Annotated in this window: 14 protein-coding genes and 1 pseudogene; 9 read left to right on the top strand and 6 right to left on the bottom strand. The window is 66.6% G+C overall.

Annotation, left to right across the window (positions count from 1 at the left end; all coding sequences use genetic code 11):
* The first annotated feature begins 33 nt into the window (after nt 1-33).
* The 3 genes from ASD05_RS27600 to ASD05_RS27595 all read left to right on the top strand — a co-directional run bounded on the left by ASD05_RS27600 (nt 34) and on the right by ASD05_RS27595 (nt 2,594).
* Entirely contained in the window at nt 34-999 is a 966-nt protein-coding gene (locus tag ASD05_RS27600) for a Bug family tripartite tricarboxylate transporter substrate binding protein (protein WP_056599453.1), read from the top strand.
* A gap of 150 nt (nt 1,000-1,149) precedes the next feature.
* Nucleotides 1,150-1,323 carry a hypothetical protein gene (locus ASD05_RS30335; protein ID WP_157610312.1) on the top strand — a complete coding sequence of 58 codons (174 nt, stop codon included), beginning with the start codon at nt 1,150-1,152 and terminating at the stop codon, nt 1,321-1,323.
* Nucleotides 1,324-1,358: 35 nt separating this feature from the next.
* Nucleotides 1,359-2,594: an MFS transporter gene (locus ASD05_RS27595; protein ID WP_157610311.1), complete on the top strand. Its 1,236-nt coding sequence runs from the start codon at nt 1,359-1,361 to the stop codon at nt 2,592-2,594.
* A 15-nt stretch (nt 2,595-2,609) separates the two neighbouring features.
* On the opposite strand, the gene ASD05_RS27590 is transcribed toward ASD05_RS27595, so the two are convergent.
* Nucleotides 2,610-3,386, bottom strand: a complete 777-nt coding sequence (locus ASD05_RS27590) for an NAD(P)H-dependent oxidoreductase (RefSeq protein WP_056599447.1) — start codon at nt 3,384-3,386, stop codon at nt 2,610-2,612.
* 89 nt (nt 3,387-3,475) lie between these two features.
* Here ASD05_RS27590 and ASD05_RS27585 point away from each other — a divergent pair, with 89 nt between their 5' ends.
* Entirely contained in the window at nt 3,476-4,369 is an 894-nt protein-coding gene (locus tag ASD05_RS27585) for a LysR substrate-binding domain-containing protein (protein WP_007839158.1), read from the top strand.
* 12 nt (nt 4,370-4,381) lie between these two features.
* On the opposite strand, the gene ASD05_RS27580 is transcribed toward ASD05_RS27585, so the two are convergent.
* A complete protein-coding gene (locus tag ASD05_RS27580) occupies nt 4,382-6,364 on the bottom strand; it encodes an ATP-binding protein (protein ID WP_056599444.1) in 1,983 nt (660 codons plus the stop codon).
* Between the two features lie 160 nt (nt 6,365-6,524).
* The gene (locus tag ASD05_RS27575) at nt 6,525-7,019 is read right to left on the bottom strand and encodes an Lrp/AsnC family transcriptional regulator (protein ID WP_200936034.1); all 495 of its coding nucleotides are present in this window, start codon (nt 7,017-7,019) and stop codon (nt 6,525-6,527) included.
* Between the two features lie 65 nt (nt 7,020-7,084).
* On the opposite strand from ASD05_RS27575, the gene ilvB reads away from it, so the two are divergent.
* Complete coding sequence (gene ilvB, locus ASD05_RS27570) at nt 7,085-8,872, top strand: biosynthetic-type acetolactate synthase large subunit (protein WP_056599441.1); 1,788 nt, start codon at nt 7,085-7,087, stop codon at nt 8,870-8,872.
* Between the two features lie 152 nt (nt 8,873-9,024).
* Here ilvB and ASD05_RS27565 read toward each other — a convergent pair whose 3' ends face one another.
* The 3 genes from ASD05_RS27565 to ASD05_RS27555 form a co-directional block, all read right to left on the bottom strand.
* The gene (locus ASD05_RS27565; RefSeq protein ID WP_056599438.1) at nt 9,025-11,031 is read right to left on the bottom strand and encodes an AsmA family protein; all 2,007 of its coding nucleotides are present in this window, start codon (nt 11,029-11,031) and stop codon (nt 9,025-9,027) included.
* The gene (locus ASD05_RS27560; RefSeq protein WP_056599435.1) at nt 11,031-11,456 is read right to left on the bottom strand and encodes a hypothetical protein; all 426 of its coding nucleotides are present in this window, start codon (nt 11,454-11,456) and stop codon (nt 11,031-11,033) included. Before ASD05_RS27560 ends, ASD05_RS27565 begins: the two co-directional genes overlap by 1 nt.
* A gap of 162 nt (nt 11,457-11,618) precedes the next feature.
* The gene (locus tag ASD05_RS27555; protein ID WP_056599433.1) at nt 11,619-12,002 is read right to left on the bottom strand and encodes a response regulator; all 384 of its coding nucleotides are present in this window, start codon (nt 12,000-12,002) and stop codon (nt 11,619-11,621) included.
* Nucleotides 12,003-12,195: 193 nt separating this feature from the next.
* Between ASD05_RS27555 and panD the strand changes: the two genes are divergently transcribed.
* The 4 genes and pseudogenes from panD to ASD05_RS27535 form a co-directional block, all read left to right on the top strand.
* Nucleotides 12,196-12,597 (top strand): aspartate 1-decarboxylase, encoded by a 402-nt coding sequence (panD, locus tag ASD05_RS27550; RefSeq protein ID WP_007839165.1) that lies wholly within the window; start codon nt 12,196-12,198, stop codon nt 12,595-12,597.
* A gap of 444 nt (nt 12,598-13,041) precedes the next feature.
* Nucleotides 13,042-15,128: pseudogene (locus tag ASD05_RS27545) on the top strand (VCBS domain-containing protein); the annotation flags it as partial.
* Nucleotides 15,117-15,518, top strand: a complete 402-nt coding sequence (locus ASD05_RS27540) for a VCBS domain-containing protein (RefSeq protein WP_414930074.1) — start codon at nt 15,117-15,119, stop codon at nt 15,516-15,518. The pseudogene ASD05_RS27545 and the gene ASD05_RS27540, both read left to right, overlap by 12 nt.
* The coding region (locus ASD05_RS27535) for a VCBS domain-containing protein (RefSeq protein WP_200955511.1) at nt 15,485-15,998 on the top strand (514 nt) is incomplete at its 3' end. The genes ASD05_RS27540 and ASD05_RS27535, both read left to right, overlap by 34 nt.

Here is a 15,998-nt window from a genome sequence, read left to right as displayed (position 1 = left end):
TCTTTCTTTACTCATCCATCCGGAGACAAAACAATGAAACGATTTCCCCTCACCGTACTGACCACCGCATTGGCCCTGGCGCCGCTGCTGGGCCATGCGCAGACCTTCCCCGAGAAGCCCATCACCTTCGTCGTGCCCTTCGCGGCCGGTACCGCTACCGACCAGATCGCGCGTGCCATCGGCAACCAGGTCGCGGCCGAGACCAAGCAGGCCGTCATCATCGACAACAAGGCCGGCGCCAGCGGCTTCATCGCCTCGCAGAACGTGGCCAAGGCCCCCGCCGACGGCTACACGGTCCTTATCACCACCAACACCACGCACGCCGCCAACGAGCACCTGTACAAGAAGCTGCCCTACGACCCGGTGAAAGACTTCGCGCCCGTGGCCGCCCTCGGCAAGGGCGGCCAGATCATGGTGGTGAACCCCTCGTTCCCAGCGAAGAGCGTGGCCGAGTTCGTCGCGCTCGCGAAGAAGGAGCCGGGCAAGTACAGCTTCGGCAGTGGCAGTTCGTCGAGCCGCATGGCGGGCGAGCTGCTGCAGCAGATGGCCGACATCAGGCTGCTGCACGTGCCCTACAAGAGCAACACGCTCGCCGTGACCGACCTGCTGGGCGGCCAGATCCACATGATGATCACCGACACCGCCACCGGCCTGCCGCAGGTCAAGGCGGGCAAGCTGCGTGCGCTGGGCTTTTCCAGCTCGGCGCGATCGCCGCTCGCACCCGATGTGCCCACCATTTCCGAGGCCGGCGTGAAGGGCTACGAAATGGGCTACTGGTTCGCGGCCTATGCGCCTGCGAAGACCCCGCCCGCCGTGGTCAAGCGGCTCAACGAGCTGCTGGTGAAGGCCGCGAAGAGCGAAGCCGCAAAGACGGCCTTCTACGAGCCGACCGGCACCGAGGTGTACACGACCTCGCCCGAAGAGCTCGCGAAGTTCCAGGCGGCAGAGTCCCAGAAGTGGGGCCGCATCGTGAAGGCGGCCGGCATCGAGGCCGAGTAGCCCGCGCGCCGTGGCGGGCGTACGCAGGCTGGGCGCACACAGCTGGCCAGCTCTGTCTGCTACGATCTCGCCACCGGGAATACAGCCTCCCGTTCTGCAAAGTTAGACGGTGTCCCGTCCAAGCGCTGGTGACTCATAACGGAGCTATCTGTGGACACCGCCTTGCCTGACGCACAGCCCGCGCCTTCTGCGCCCATCCAGTCCATTTCATTCGCTGAAGCCTTCCGCTTCTGGCTCGAGCCCGGCTTCATCAGCTTTGGCGGACCAGCGGGGCGAATCATCGCGATCGTGGCCCGGCCTTCTTTCCTCTCCGGCACGCAATGAGTACGCCCCCTTCGTCTCGTTCATTGGGCGGTCTCATGCGCCTGCTGCCAGCCGGCGTCGACCCCGTCGCCATGCCCCTGCTCGTCGCACGAGGGTTGCGCGCCTTCGGCGATGGGTACATGGCTGTGCTGCTACCGGCCTACCTGCTTTCAAACGGGCTGGGTACGCTGGAGGTCGGCATCCTCAGCACGGCCACGATGCTGGGCTCTGCCTTGGCCACGCTGGCGGTTGGTGCATGGGGTTACCGCTTCGCAGGAGGGAAATTGCTGCGCATTGCCGCCTTGCTGATGGCCGCGACCGGCCTCGGCTTTGCGGGTTTGCCGGCATTCTGGCCGTTGCTGGTCGTCGCGCTCGTTGGCACTCTTAACCCCAGTTCGGGCGATGTGAGCGTCTTCCTGCCTCTCGAACACGCTCGGCTGGCCGCAGCGGCGCAGGGCCATGCGCGAACCGCGCTGTTTGCTCGCTACAGCCTCCTGGGTGCGCTGTGTGCCGCGATGGGCGCATTGGCTGCGGCCGTGCCGGATTGGCTGGTTCAACACAGCCAGCTTGCGCGCCTCGACGCGCTGCGCGGAATGTTCCTGGTGTATGCCGCGATCGGGCTCATCGTTTTCTGGCTCTATCGAAACCTGCCGGCCCATGACGCAGGCAACACCTCGAGCAGCGCGCCTGTCGCCCCGGCACCCCTGGGGCCCTCACGCGGCGTGGTGGTGCGATTGGCGGCACTCTTCAGCGTCGACGCCTTCGCCGGCGGATTGACGGTCAACGCGTTGATGTCGCTATGGCTGCTGCAGCGATTCGGCTTCTCGCTGACCCAGGCCGGCGTGTTCTTCTTCTGGACTGGCTTGCTGAGTGCCGCATCGCAGCTCGCGGCTCCCATGGTTGCACAACGGATCGGGCTGCTCAACACGATGGTCTTCACGCATCTGCCGGCCAACGTGTGCCTCGTGCTGGCTGCGCTGGCGCCCAGCTTGCCGATTGCGCTCGGTTTGCTGATGGTTCGCAGCGCGTTGTCATCGATGGACGTTCCCACCCGGACGGCCTATGTGATGGCCGTGGTGACCCCCGCAGAGCGCAGCGCCGCGGCGAGTTTCACCGCCGTTCCGCGGAGCCTGGCTGCGGCCATCAGTCCGACGCTCAGTGGCGCACTGTTTGCGGCCGGATGGATCTCCTTGCCGCTCATTGCATGTGGGCTGCTCAAGATTTCCTACGATCTCGCACTGTGGCGTGCCATGCGGCGGGATCGACTCGAACCAGAAATTGCAAACCAGTGAGAACCGGCAACTGCCTCAGGCACTGTGCACCCCAAAGCCCGCCTCACCCGGCGCGATGTCCTCGCGCAGCGTGAGGGCGGGAATCTCGTAGTCGCCGCCGTTCTGCCGGCGGAACGGAATCGGCTCGGCCGTGAACAGCGTGTCGAGCCGCTGGCCCAGCTCTTCGGTGATGCGCGTGTAAGCGGCCTCGTCGACCTTGTGCGTGCGATGCACCACGTAAGGCGGCAGCACGTCGAAGCCGGGGTAGTAGAGGATGCCGTGGTGGATGGGGAACAGCAGGTCGTCCATCGGCCCGTTGATGCCGCGCGGCGCGTAGTGCGAGGCCCAGCCGCCGGTCGTCACCACCAGCATCGCGCGCTTGCCGGCCAGCGTGCCTTCGCCGAAGCGGTCGCCCCAGTGCGTGTCGGAATGCTCGCCCACGCCGTAGGCGAAGCCATACGCATAGATGCGCTCGACCCAGCCCTTGAGGATGGCGGGCATCGAGTACCACCACAGCGGAAACTGCAGGATCACCGCGTCGGCCCAGAGCAGCTTTTCCTGCTCGGCGGCGATGTCGGCGGTTTGCGTGCCAGCCTCGAAGGCCTGCAGCGATTCGAGGGAGGGGTCGAAGCGCGCGGCAGCATCGCGCGCGGGGAAGTCGTCGGCGTCGAGCGCGGGCTTCCAGCGCATGGCGTACAGGTCCGACACGCGCACGGAGTGGCCGGCGGCCGCGAGGCGTTCGGTCATGAAGCGATGGAGCGCACCGTTGAGCGAGGCGGCTTCGGGATGGGCAAGGACCAGCAGGATGTTCACGGTTTCACCGGGGTTGGAATGAAGATGTCCGCAGGTTAGGCGCCGTGTCGATATATTGGAAATGAATAGTCTGAATTCCAGCAATTGCCATGAACAATTTCAGCCGCCTCGATCTCAACCTGCTGGTCACGCTCGACACGCTCCTGGCCGAGCGCAACGTCACGCGCGCGGCCGAGCGCCTGAACCTTTCGCAGCCCTCGGTGAGCGTGCAGCTCGCCAAGCTGCGGGAAGTGTTCGGCGATCCGCTGCTGGTGCCCGCGCAACGCGGCATGCGGCCCACCGCTCGCGCGGACGAGCTGCGCGAGCCGCTGCGCGAAGCGCTGGAGTCGCTGGGCCGCGCGGTTGCACCCACGCGGCCTTTCGATCCGGCCGAGGCGACCACCACCTGGCGCGTGGCCGCTGCCGACTATGCCGAGTCGGCGATCCTCCTGCCGGCGCTGGCCCGCTTGCGCGCCGAAGCGCCGAACACCCGGCTGGCCGTGGTGGAGGCGGTGCCGTCGCGCATGGCACGGCAGCTGGAGCAGGGGGAGATCGACCTGTTCTTTCACACCAGCGTGGGTGCGCCACCGGGGCTGCACCGGCGCGTGCTGTTCCATGAGCGCTACGTGCTGGCCGGGCGGGCAGGGCATCCGCGCCTGAAGCGGCGGCCGACGCTGGCGCAGTTCTGCGCGCTGGAGCACGTGGTGGTCTCGCTCGGCGGCGGCGGTTTCGCCGGGCCGACGGACGAGGCGCTGGCCGGGAAGAGCCTCGCGCGGCGCGTGGTGCTGTCGGTGCCGCACTTCCTTTTCATGATGTCGGTGCTGGCCTCCACCGACATGGTGGCGATGCTGCCCGAGCGGCTGGCGCGTGGCGCGCCCGGGCTGCGGGTGGTGGAAGCGCCTCTCGAGGTGGCCGGCTACGAGATGGCCATGCTCTGGCATGAGCGGCGGCACCGCGACCCGGCGCACAAGTGGCTGCGCGAGCAGATCGCGGCGAGCCTCTGAAGCCCGGCGGGCCTAGAAGGCATCGATGGCCTTGTCGGCGTCGACCTTGCGGTGCAGGGGCAGCCACAGCATGAAGCGGGTGCCGGTGCTGCCGGATTCCCAGCTCACGGTGGCGCCGATGGCAAGTGCGCGCCGCTGCTGGTTGCGCAGCCCGCGGCCGCCGCGGCGCAGGGCCTCATCCACGTCGAAGCCCGCGCCGTTGTCTTCGATCGCCACGCACACGCTCTGGTCGAGCGTCGCGGTGCTCACGCAGATGGTGGTGGCCCGTGTGTGGCGCAGCACGTTGGCCACGCACTCCTGCACGATGCGCAGGATGTGCAGCGCGCTTTTCGGCTCCAGCCAGGACAGCACGGGCACGGGCTGCACCTCCCAGCGCAGCGCGACACCCGCGCTCTCGATGCGCGGCGCCAGGCGAAAGCGCAGGGTTGCCAGCAGCAGCAGCAGGTCGGCGTCCACGTTCTCCATGGAGTCGATCACCAGCTTCAGGTCGTCCATGCAGCCCTTGAGCACGTCGGAAACCTCTGCGTCGCTCATCGTGCCCCGCTCCACCGAGCGGATGGCGCTGATCAGCGACGAACCGAGTCCGTCGTGCATGTCCTGCATCAGGCGCCGGCGCTCGGCGCTGAGCATGTGCTGGGTTTCGATGGCGCGCAGCCGCCGGTAGCTTTGCCCCAGCTCGGCTTCGCGGGCCTGCAGCCGCTGGGCCAGGCCCTTGTTCAGCCGGCCCACTTCGGCGAACGCGTCCGTGTAGCGCTGGAACAGGATGTACGAAAAGACGAAGAACAGGCCGATGATGGCGTAGGGAGATGTGTACACGCTCTCCGGGCTGACCAGGTTGTTCTGCAGGAACCCGTCGTAGGAGGTGAACGCGACGGCGAAGACGGTCCAGCCCGCCACCAGCCGTCCCTCGGGCAGTTGCGCGCGCAACGCCTTGCGTAAATTCACCGCAAAGATCAGCACCGCGACGGGCAGCACCATCAGGTTGAGCAGGGGCGTGAAGAGGTAGAGGCTGACCACCCACGTCGAGGCGTGAGGCAGCGTTGCGACATTGCAGGCCAGTGTCAAGGCCAGCGCCGAGCGGGTCAGCCAGGCCGAAGGCTGCCGATGCAGACGCTGCAGGAACAGGTGGATCAGGACGATCAGCCAGAGCAGGCTGGCAACGGTGATCCATTCGAACCATTCGTCCGAAATCGGGGTGTAGCTGCCGCCCACGTAGTAGTGAAGCGTTCGCAGGAAGGCGAGCGCGGAGATGGCGAAGAACAGCAGGTAGAGCGATTCGCGCTTCTTGCGCAGCCACACGGCGAACGCGAATGCGCCAACCGCCAGGAAGGCGGCGCTGCCCATGAACGGCAACTGCACCTGCAGCAGTTGGCGCATCTGGTAGCGCCAGCTCAGTGAATCCTCGTCGCCCACCCACACGGTCGAGAATCCGCTGCCGCTGTTGCGCAGGCGGTCGACGCGGATCAGCACGGACGTGGGCGAAGGCGTGTTGGCGGTCGCGTTCAGCGGCAGCAGGAGCGGATGGTTGTAGTCGTTGTGGACGGGGCTGCCATGCGACTGATAGAGCAAAAGGCCATCGCCGTACACCGCAATGTGGCCCAGGGTCTTCCAGCGCGGGAGATAAAGAAGGCGCGGCTGCGCCGATGGCGCCAGCCCGGCCAGGTCGATGCGGTACCAGTCGGTGACGGTCCGCGCGCCGCTGGAAGACGTGGGCACCAGTTCGCGCGGGGCCGTATGCGGGAGGTTGATCGTCTTCCAACCGTCGCCCGGCAGCGCGGCATCTTCCGCACGCTTCGGAGGGGCGGAATAACCCGTGCCGGAAACGGACAGCAGCTCGGCCTGCGTGATGTGGACGACGCCATCGCGCTGCGGCACGGCATCGGCCTCCGATGGTTCGCTGGCGTGCGCACAGGGCAATACGGCGAGCGGCAAGGCAAGCCACAGCTTGGCGATCCATCGGCTGACTCTCCAACAGCCTTTGCTGGCTGGCCTCATAGATCTAGATCGCTTCTGCCATGGAAGTCATTTTTGTAGATGCGCCTGACGAACATAGGCACTGTGATGCGGTTCGGTTCCCGCTCCCGCCGGCCGACCGCGAGCCGATTATGTCCTTGGCCCAATTTCCCCGCTCACCCGGGCATCGGCGCGTTCACCCTCAGATCACGGGCACGCTGGTTTCCTTCAGCACCCGCAGCACGAAGTGCGACTTGCTGTGCCGGATGCCGGGGATCTTGTAGAGCTTTTCGCGCAGCAGCCGCTCGTAGTCGCGCGTGTCGCGCACGGCGATGCGGATGTAGTAGTCGTAGTCGCCCGAGACGAGGTAGGCCTCCTGGATCTCCGGAATGGTCGCCAGCGTGCGGCCGAAGTCGTACAGGGTCTCGTCGGTGTGGCTTTCGAGCGTGACCTGCACGATCACCGAGTCGTGGTAGCCGAGCTTGGCCGGATCGACGTCGACCGTGTAGCGCTTGATGACGCCCGAGGCCTCGAGCTTCTTGATGCGCGTCCAGCAGCTGGTGGGCGACAGGCCGACCTCGTTGCCGATCTCCTGCAGGGTCTTGCGCGAGTCGAGCAGCAGCACGCGCAGGATGGCCAGGTCGGTCTTGTCGAAAGATCCTTCGTTGTCGTTGGTGTTTTGCCGATTGGTTTTCATGAATCGAGCCCAAAGAGCCAAAAGAAAGAAGCATATTTTGCGCTCAAACCGGAAGAATCGACGGCATGCGACTTCTCGACCTACCCCTCACGTCTTCCCTGTCCCTCCACCCGGAAGCGCCGGCCCGTAACCGCAACGGCGCCGAAGCCCTGCTCGACACGCTGGTCGAGTGCGGCGTGGACACCATCTTCGGCTACCCCGGCGGTGCGGCGCTGCCGCTGTACGACGCGCTGCACGGCGAGCCGAGGCTGCGCCACGTGCTGGTGCGCCACGAGCAGGCGGCCGTGCATGCGGCCGAGGGCTATGCGCGCAGCACCGGCCGCGTGGGCGTGGTGCTCGTTACCTCGGGGCCGGGCGTGGGCAACACCATTACCGGGCTGCTCGATGCGATGAGCGATTCGGTGCCGGTGCTGTGCATCAGCGGGCAGGTGGCCACCGCCGTCATCGGTACGCAGGCATTCCAGGAGAGCGATGCGCTGGGCATGTCGCGCCCGGTGACGAAGTGGAACCGCCAGGTGCGCGCGGCCGACGACGTGCCCGCGCTGGTGCGTCGCGCGCTGGAAATCGCCACCACCGGCCGGCCGGGACCGGTGCTGCTCGACGTGCCGAAGGACATCCAGCTCGACCGGCTGGGCAGGGCGCCCGAGCCTTCGCCGCTGCGCGCGCTGCGCACGAGCCGCACGGCGCTGCCGCCGAAGGCCATGATGCAGCGCGCGGCCGACCTGCTTTCGACCGCGCGCCGGCCTGTCGTCTATGGCGGCGGCGGGCTGGTCAATTCGGGGCCTGCCGCGTGCGAGGCTTTCGCGCGGCTCGTGAACCTGCTGCATGCGCCGTGCACGCTCACGCTGATGGGGCTGGGTGCGTTCCCCGCATCGGACCCGAAGTTCATCGGCATGCTGGGCATGCACGGCATGCTCGAAGCCAACCTGGCGATGCACGAGGCCGACCTCGTAGTGTGCGTCGGCGCGCGCTTCGACGACCGCGTGACCGGCAAGCTCGACGAGTTCTGTCCGCACGCGCGCAAGATCCACATCGACATCGACCCCGGCAGCATCAACAAGGTGGTGCATGTGGACGTGCCGATGGTGGGCGACTGCGCGGTGATCCTCGATGGCCTGCTGGCGCTGCTGCCGGCCGAGGGCTTCGCGCCCGGGCGGCTCGCGCCATGGTGGGAGCGCATCGAGCGCTGGCGCGCCGAGGACTGCCTGGCCTTCGAAGCGCGCGAGGATTCGATCCTGCCGCAGCAGCTGATGTCGTCGCTGCAGCGCGCCATCGGCGCGGGCGGGCGCGACACCATCGTGTCGACCGACGTGGGCCAGCACCAGATGTGGGCCGCCCAGTACCTGCGCTTCGACAGTCCGCGCCACTGGCTCACGTCCGGCGGCGCCGGGACCATGGGCTACGGGCTGCCCGCGGCCATCGGCGCGCAGATCGGCCACCCCGAGGCGCTGACCGTGTGCGTGAGCGGCGATGCCTCAGTGCTCATGAACATCCAGGAGCTGTCGACGGCCGTGCAGCACCGCGCGCCGGTGAAGCTGGTGCTGTGCAACAACGGCTACATGGGCATGGTGCGGCAATGGCAGGAACTGAACCACGGCAACCGGCTGAGCCACAGCTGGAACGAGGCGCTGCCCGACTTCGTGGCGCTGGCCAAGGCCTTTGGCTGGGGCGCGCGGCGGGTGTCGGATCCAGCCGAGCTGGAAGGCGCGCTGGCTGAATGCTTGGCGAGCGAAGGGCCGTTCTTCCTGGACGTGCAGGTCGCGGCGCAGGAGAACTGCTTTCCGATGATGCCGTCGGGGCATGGGCACCATCGGGTGATGCTCGCGAAGGACCGGTGGTACGAAGAAGTGTGAGGTGCTGCCCCCTCTCCCGGAGAGGACGGCAAGCTCGAGGCTGCCGCGAAGCACATGCACGCCCACCTGAGCCGCGCCAGCGACATCCTGGAGCGCCGCGTGATGGGCGAGCTGGATGCGCAGCGGGCCTAGCCGCTGCACAACGAAAAAAATCAGCGCACCTTGCGCTGCCCCGGGGCCTGCGGCTTGCGGCCGGCCAGCGCCTGCAGCGGCGCGCACCCCGAGAGCTCCTGCGAGCCCACGTTCAACAGCGGCAGCAGCGCCGCGGCCGGCGCCAATGCGCCCAATGCAACCGCGGCCCCCAGCTTGAGCGCGACGGCACCCTTGTCGACGCCGACATCGGGATTCTTGAAGGTTCCGTTGACGTAAAGCGGCGAGCGCAAGGAGATGACGCGCAGCGCCTTGTTGCGTGGCTGGATCTCGAGCGCCAGCTGTTCGCTGGACAGGTTGATCTGCCCGCTCACATTGACGACCGACTCATCGGTGTCCAGCACGAAGGCGCGGGTCTGCATGATGCCCTGCGTCACCCGGAAATCGCTCGCAAGACAGTTGAGTTGCACCTGCCTGTCGCCGAACAGCTTGGTCGCCACCACGCTGCCGATGTTCAACCCCATCGCCTCGAGCAGGAACTTGCTCATCGTTCCCTGGCTCACCTGCGCCTTCACCTCGCCGCTGGAGGTGCCGAGCAAGGCTGCAACCGAGTTGCCGCTGGCGGACAGCGCCGCATCGCCACCGACTTCCCCCAGGCTGGCCTGCATCGTGTCCAGCGTCGGAAAGAGTTCCTTGATCTTGAGGCGGCGCGCCGAGAGTTGCAGATTCGCGCGAATGGGATCCTGCCGGCCGTCGAGCTTTGCGGTCGCGGCCAGATGGCCGCCGGCAACGCCGAAGCTCAAGGGCGTGAGCGACAGCACGCTGTCCTTGAGGTGCAGGTCCGCAACTAGGTTGTCGATGGGCAGGTTCCTGGTGTGCAGGATCTTGCGGCCGGCGAACTTGACCTCCGCGTCGATGCTTCCCCAGCTCGCCGTGTCGAACTTTTCCACGGGCAGCACCTTGCCTGCCGGCTGGACGGCCGCGGCGCCTCGCCTGGCCTTGTTGGCGTTGGAGTCGGCACCGATCAACGGTGCCAGATCCTCCAGCCGCAGCTGGTTGGACTGCACCTGCCCGCGCAACAGCGGCCGCGGCTGCTGCGAGATGTATTCGAGCGTGCCGGCAATGTCGCTGGCCCCCACGCTTCCCTTGAAGCCTTCGTACAGCCAGCGGCCGCCGCCCTTGCCGAGCGTGCCGACCAGATGGCCTTCGGTGCTGAACGGGGGCGTGTTGGGCAGCGTGATGCCCGTGATCGGGTACAGGTGTGCCATGCTGGCGCCCGAGAGCTTGAGCCGCAGGTCCAGCGCTGCCAGCGCGTCGGGCTTGGTCAGCGTGCCCGCGACATCGATGCGTGTCGTGCCGATCTGCACGCCGGCCTGCAACGGATAAGGCCTGGTGTCCTGCTGCAGCGAAAGCACCGCGCCGGCCTTGCCGCTGCCGCGCAGCGGGGTCTGGCGAAACGTGCCGCTGAGCTTCCAGCCCATGCCATAGCCCTCCGGGCTTTCCTCGGGCAGGCTGTCGATGTCGACCTTGAAATCGACCTTGGCCACCGCATCGGTGAGTTTCACCGTGCCCTGGTTCAGCACCAGCCGTTGCAGATCCAGTTTCCAGCGCGAGGGGGCGGTGTTGCCGGAAGCCAGTGTCCAGTTGTTCTTGCCGTCGGCGGTTCGCTCGAGGGACAGGACAGGGCCCACGAGTTCCAGCGTGGGGATCCGGATCGTGTGATCCAGCAGGGGCAGCGGGTTCAGCGAGAACGTCAGCTGCTCGATCTCGGCCATGTGCGGGCCGGTCTTGCCCCATTCGGCATTGCCCAGGGTGATGTTCTGCGCACGCAGCCTCGGCCAGGGCACCCAGCGGCGCCAGCCTGTTTCAGCGCGAGGGCGGTCCCACTCCAGGACCAGGTCGCCCCGGATCGCGAAGGGGCGCCCGGTGGCTTCGCTGACGCGCTGATGGATCCACGGCTTGGCACGGTTCCAGTCGAAGGTCAGGATGGCCGCGAAGCCGATGGCCACGATGCCCAGCAAGAAGAGCAGGGCCCAACCCGCCAGGCGAGGGCGGCGTATCGAGGCCATCATGTCTGGCTCGTCACCAGCGCCGGGTCCAGCAGCCGCACCCGGTGATCGATGTAGTAGCCGCCGAACTCGGTGTAGCGCAGCACCAGCCTGCCGCAGGCGTTGCAGCGAAACACGTCACAGCGGTTGAAAGGAAAGTGCCGCACCGAGATCGGCGCGTCGGGCGAGTCGTAGCGCGTGCCGCCGGGATGCCACTCCTCGAAGGTCGGCTCGGCGATGTCCTCGTCGCGCAGCGTGCCGACTTTCTGCATCAGCGCCTGCGGCCAGCGCTCTTCGGTGATGCTTTCCCACGCGGCGGCCCGGTGAAGCCCGCACGCGCAGGCTTCTGCTGCGGCCGCGGGTTCGGTGGTTGCGGCGAGTTGCTTCAATTCGGACGCGTCCAGGGGGCGCTTCGAGGCGGGGGCTGTAGAGGCTGGAGTGTTCATGACCGCTCCAGTCTACGCAAGCCCGGGCGGCCGCGGCATCTTCAGCGGCGAGGCGTGATGTTCAGCGTGGCGCAAAAATCGTAGAAGGCCTCGAGCTGCAGCGACTTGTCGAACACCGAATGACGCTCGTCAGAAGTGCCCATTCACGCGCATCTGAACGCCTCAGCGACGCGGCGAGATGTTCAGCGTCCTGCAGAACTCGTAGAAAGCTTCGAGTTCGAGCGACTTGTCGAACACCGCATCCACGCCCGCGGAGAGCGCGCCTTCGCGCACCTCGGAGGTTGCGTAGTTCATGAGGACCACCGTGCGCTGCGCCGGCGACTTGTGCGCCTGCAGATACCGAGCCACGGCGAGGCCGTTGCCCTCGGCCAGGAAGATGTCGATGACGGCCGCATCCCAGCCTTCGGGATTGTCCTGAAGCCAGTCGATGGCGCCGCGCGAAGTGGCGGCGGTCCCGATCACGTTGCATTCGGAAAATTCCTGCAGTCCGTCGGCCAGTGTGGCGGCGATCAGGGGGTTGTCTTCTATCAGGTAGATGCGGGTCATCGTGCGGGGCCGGAGCTTCTTGTAACGTAACGCTCGGCTTGTCTCGGGCCGAGGCTGGTCATTGTCCAGACTGAAGCCAGGGGGCGAGTCGGACAACGCCGCCACCTGTCGTAGACCGCGGCAGGCTTGCGCTTAGACTGCGCCGGCCAGAAACCCTCCGCACGGAAACATTTCACGGAAACTTTCCTCGACCATGTTCAGAACATTGCTCAAGTCCAAGATTCACCGCGCCACCGTCACCGATTGCGAACTGCACTACGAAGGCTCCTGCGCCATCGACCAGGACCTGCTCGACGCAGCCAACCTGGCCGAGAACGAGCAGGTGCACATCTGGAACATCAACAACGGCGAACGCTTCGTGACCTATGCCATTCGCGGCGAGCGCGGCAGCGGCATCATCTCGGTCAACGGCTCGGCCGCGCGACGGGCCGCCGTCGGCGACCTGCTCATCATTGCGGCCTTCGGCCTTGTGCCCGAAGAGCGCGTGGCCGGGTACCTGCCGAAGCTGGTGTTCGTGGACGGCGCCAACCGCATCAAGGAAGAGCGCGCGCACATTCCGGTGCAGGCCGCCTCCGGGGAGCCCGTGCCGGCCTGAGCGCCGGAGGCTGCCGCAGTCTTTAATGCCTCCTTTCACATCCTCCTGCCGCAGCGCGCTCGTGCAGGCGCCGCCCTGACCCTATGCCGGCTGGCTCGTCAAGACGGCCACGAGCTGCCAGGCCCATTTCTCGCGGTGGTTCCGCCGCTGCTTCGGCGTCACGCCCGGCAACTACATGGCCGCGCGGCAGCGCGTGAAAAAGACCGGGTGAGAAGCCAGGGCGGTTGCCCGCCCGACGTCAACACGACCACACGCCCGCGCCTGCGGATGCTCGGCAGGACAAAAGTACCAGGCTTTTCAAGGTCGTCCCGGTACTTATCGCTCATGAGGGAAAGGACATTCCTTCCATGTGCTCGCGCCGCTGGCGCCATCTAATTTGCAAACAAGCAAACGCAGCGTCGAGACAGGTACGCGCCGGCCTTTCGGCGCTCACAAAGGAAGCACATGACCGCGATCACCGGCTCCAACGGCAACGACCTTCTCATCGGCACGGCCGGCAACGACACCATCAACAGCGGCAACGGGGACGACACGGTCAACGGCGGAGCTGGGAGCGATTCGTTGAATGGTGGCGCGGGAGACGACACGCTCGACGGTGGCAGCGGCAGCGACGATCTCAATGGAGGATCGGGGAACGACACCCTGATCTACAACGTCAGCGAAAACACCGCGGCCGGCACCAAGGACGTGTACACGGGCGGGGCGGGTGTCGATACGCTCCTGCTCCAGTTCACGCGGGCGCAGTGGCTGGACTCTGCCACCCAGACGCAGATCGCCGCCTATCTGGCCCATCTTGCGGCAGTGACCAATGCCAGGACCGGCGAGGTTTCCAATGGTTCGGCCAGCGATTTCGTTTTTACCTTCGGGTCGTCCACGCTGACCGTCCAGATGACCGAAGTATTGAGAGTCCTTGTGGACGGGGTCGAGTTGAATCCGGCCAACCAGGCGGTGACGGCGCTGGGCGATGCGGCCGTGACGACCGAAGACGGCCCGGGCGTGCAGATCCATGTGCTGCAGAACGATCTGGTCCCTGACCTGGTCAAGAGCTTGGCGCTGGCCTCGGCTCCGGCTCACGGAACGGCGACGCTCGTTCAGCCGTCGATGGGCGATCCGTCGACCTGGTATTTCCAGTACCAGCCCCATGCGGCTTATTTCCAGTACCTGGCAGCGGGCGAGACCGCAACCGACACCTTCAGCTACCGGGTGACGGACGCCGATGGCGGGACGGGACTGGCCACGGCGACCATTACCATCACCGGTGCCAACGATGGCCCGGTGATCACGGCCCGGGACCTGGTGGGTGCGGTGAGCGAGCAGATCGCGCCGGCGGGCGCGCTGCACGACAGCGGTGTCATCAGCTTCAGCGACCTGGACCTGAGCGACGTGCACCTGGTGAGCGCCACCGGCACGCCGGTCGGCAGCGTGCTGGGGAGCCTGACGGCGGTCAAGAACGTCGACACCACGGGGACCGGCACGGGCGGCCAGCTCACCTGGACCTACACCGTGGACGCCACGGCCGTCGAGTACCTGGCCGCGGGCCAGACCCGGGTCGAGAGCTTCACCATCACGGTGAACGACCAGCACGGCGGCATCGTCACCCGTCAGATCGACGTGACCATCACCGGCACCAACGACACCCCGACGATCGGCACGGCCGATGCCGCTGCGGCGGTGACCGAGGATGCGGCGACGCCGACCCTGAGCGACAGCGGCACGATCACCTTCGACGACGTGGACCTGAGCGATGCGCACAGCGTCAGCGTGGCGGCCGGTTCAGGCAACACGCTGGGCGGGGTGTTGACGGCCGGCGTCAGCGATGCGGCCACGGGCGCGGGTGACGGCACGGTGAGCTGGAACTACAGCGTCGCCAACGCGGCCACGCAGTATCTGGCCCAGGGTCAGACGGTGACGGAAACCTTCACCGTCACCATCAACGATGGCCACGGCGGCACGGTCAATCAGCAGATCACTGTGACGGTGACCGGGACCAACGACGTGCCGGTGATTGGTGGTGTGGCCAGCGGGGCGGTGGCCGAGGATGCTTCGATGCCGAACCTGAGCACCGGTGGTGCGCTGACGATTGCCGATGTCGACCAGGGGCAGTCCAGCTTCGCAGCCCAGGCTGGCACCGCCGGAAGCAACGGCTATGGCAGCTTCTCGCTGGCGGCCGACGGCACTTGGACCTATGCGGCCGACAACAACCAAAGCGCGATCCAGCAGCTCGGTGCGGGCCAGTCGATCAGTGACAGTTTCACGGCAGTGTCGTCCGATGGGACGGCCAGCCAGGTGGTGACGGTGACCATCACCGGGACCAACGACGTGCCGGTGATCGGTGGCATCGCCAGCGGCGCGGTGAGCGAGGATGGCTCGGCTCCGAACCTGAGCACCGGTGGTGCGCTGACGATTGCCGATGTCGATGCAGGACAGTCCAACTTTACAGCTCAGCCAGGCACCGCCGGCAGCAACGGCTACGGCAGTTTCACGCTGGCGGCCGATGGCAGCTGGAGCTACACATGACGGTGACGATCACCGGGACCAATGACGTGCCGGTGATCGGCGGCGTCGCCAGCGGCGCGGTGACCGAGGACGCTTCGGCGCCGAACCTGAGCACCGGCGGTGCGCTGACGATTGCCGATGTGGATGCGGGCCAGTCCAGCTTCGCAGCCCAGGCTAGCACCGGCGGCAGCAACGGCTAYGGCAGYTTCACGCTGGCGGCCGAYGGCAGCTGGAGCTACACRGCCGACAACAGCCAGGCGGCGATCCAACAACTGGCCACAGGTCAAACGATCAGTGACAGCTTCACGGCAGTGTCGTCCGACGGAACGGCCAGCCAGGTGGTGACGGTGACGATCACACAGGTCAAACGATCAGTGACAGCTTCACGGCAGTGTCGTCCGACGGAACGGCCAGCCAGGTGGTGACGGTGACGATCACCGGGACCAATGACGTGCCGGTGATCGGCGGCGTSGCCAGCGGCGCGGTGACCGAGGATGCCTCGACGCCGAACCTGAGCACCAGCGGCGCGCTGACAATCGCCGATGTGGATGCGGGCCAGTCGAACTTCGCGCCCCAGGCCGGCATCGGCGGCAGCAACGGCTACGGTAGCTTCACGCTCGCGGCCGACGGCAGCTGGACCTACACGGCCGACAACAACCAAGGCGCGATCCAGCAGTTGGGTGCGGGTCAATCGATCATCGACAGCTTCACTGCAGTTTCGTTCGATGGGACGGCCAGCCAGGTGGTGACGGTGACGATCACTGGCACCAATGACGTACCGACGATTGGTGGTGTGGTCAGTGCTGCGGTGCAAGAAGACGTTGCGGTGTCCGGTGGCAGTCTCACGGCCAGCGGTGCGCTGACGATTGCCGATGTCGACCAGGGCCAATCGAACTTCGCGCCCC

The organism is Variovorax sp. Root434 (genome assembly GCF_001426595.1).
Lineage (GTDB): Bacteria > Pseudomonadota > Gammaproteobacteria > Burkholderiales > Burkholderiaceae_C > Variovorax.
This window is presented reverse-complemented; position numbering and strand designations above follow the sequence as displayed.

Excerpts from the sequence above, each read along its gene's own strand:
- ASD05_RS27575 (WP_200936034.1), bottom strand. The coding sequence starts at position 7,019 with ATGAAAACCAATCGGCAAAACACCAACGACAACGAAGGATCTTTCGAC.
- ASD05_RS27595 (WP_157610311.1), top strand. The coding sequence starts at position 1,359 with ATGCGCCTGCTGCCAGCCGGCGTCGACCCCGTCGCCATGCCCCTGCTC.
- ASD05_RS27585 (WP_007839158.1), top strand. The coding sequence starts at position 3,476 with ATGAACAATTTCAGCCGCCTCGATCTCAACCTGCTGGTCACGCTCGAC.
- ASD05_RS27600 (WP_056599453.1), top strand. The coding sequence starts at position 34 with ATGAAACGATTTCCCCTCACCGTACTGACCACCGCATTGGCCCTGGCG.
- ilvB (WP_056599441.1), top strand. The coding sequence starts at position 7,085 with ATGCGACTTCTCGACCTACCCCTCACGTCTTCCCTGTCCCTCCACCCG.
- panD (WP_007839165.1), top strand. The coding sequence starts at position 12,196 with ATGTTCAGAACATTGCTCAAGTCCAAGATTCACCGCGCCACCGTCACC.
- ASD05_RS27565 (WP_056599438.1), bottom strand. The coding sequence starts at position 11,031 with ATGGCCTCGATACGCCGCCCTCGCCTGGCGGGTTGGGCCCTGCTCTTC.
- ASD05_RS27560 (WP_056599435.1), bottom strand. The coding sequence starts at position 11,456 with ATGAACACTCCAGCCTCTACAGCCCCCGCCTCGAAGCGCCCCCTGGAC.
- ASD05_RS27580 (WP_056599444.1), bottom strand. The coding sequence starts at position 6,364 with ATGAGGCCAGCCAGCAAAGGCTGTTGGAGAGTCAGCCGATGGATCGCC.
- ASD05_RS27555 (WP_056599433.1), bottom strand. The coding sequence starts at position 12,002 with ATGACCCGCATCTACCTGATAGAAGACAACCCCCTGATCGCCGCCACA.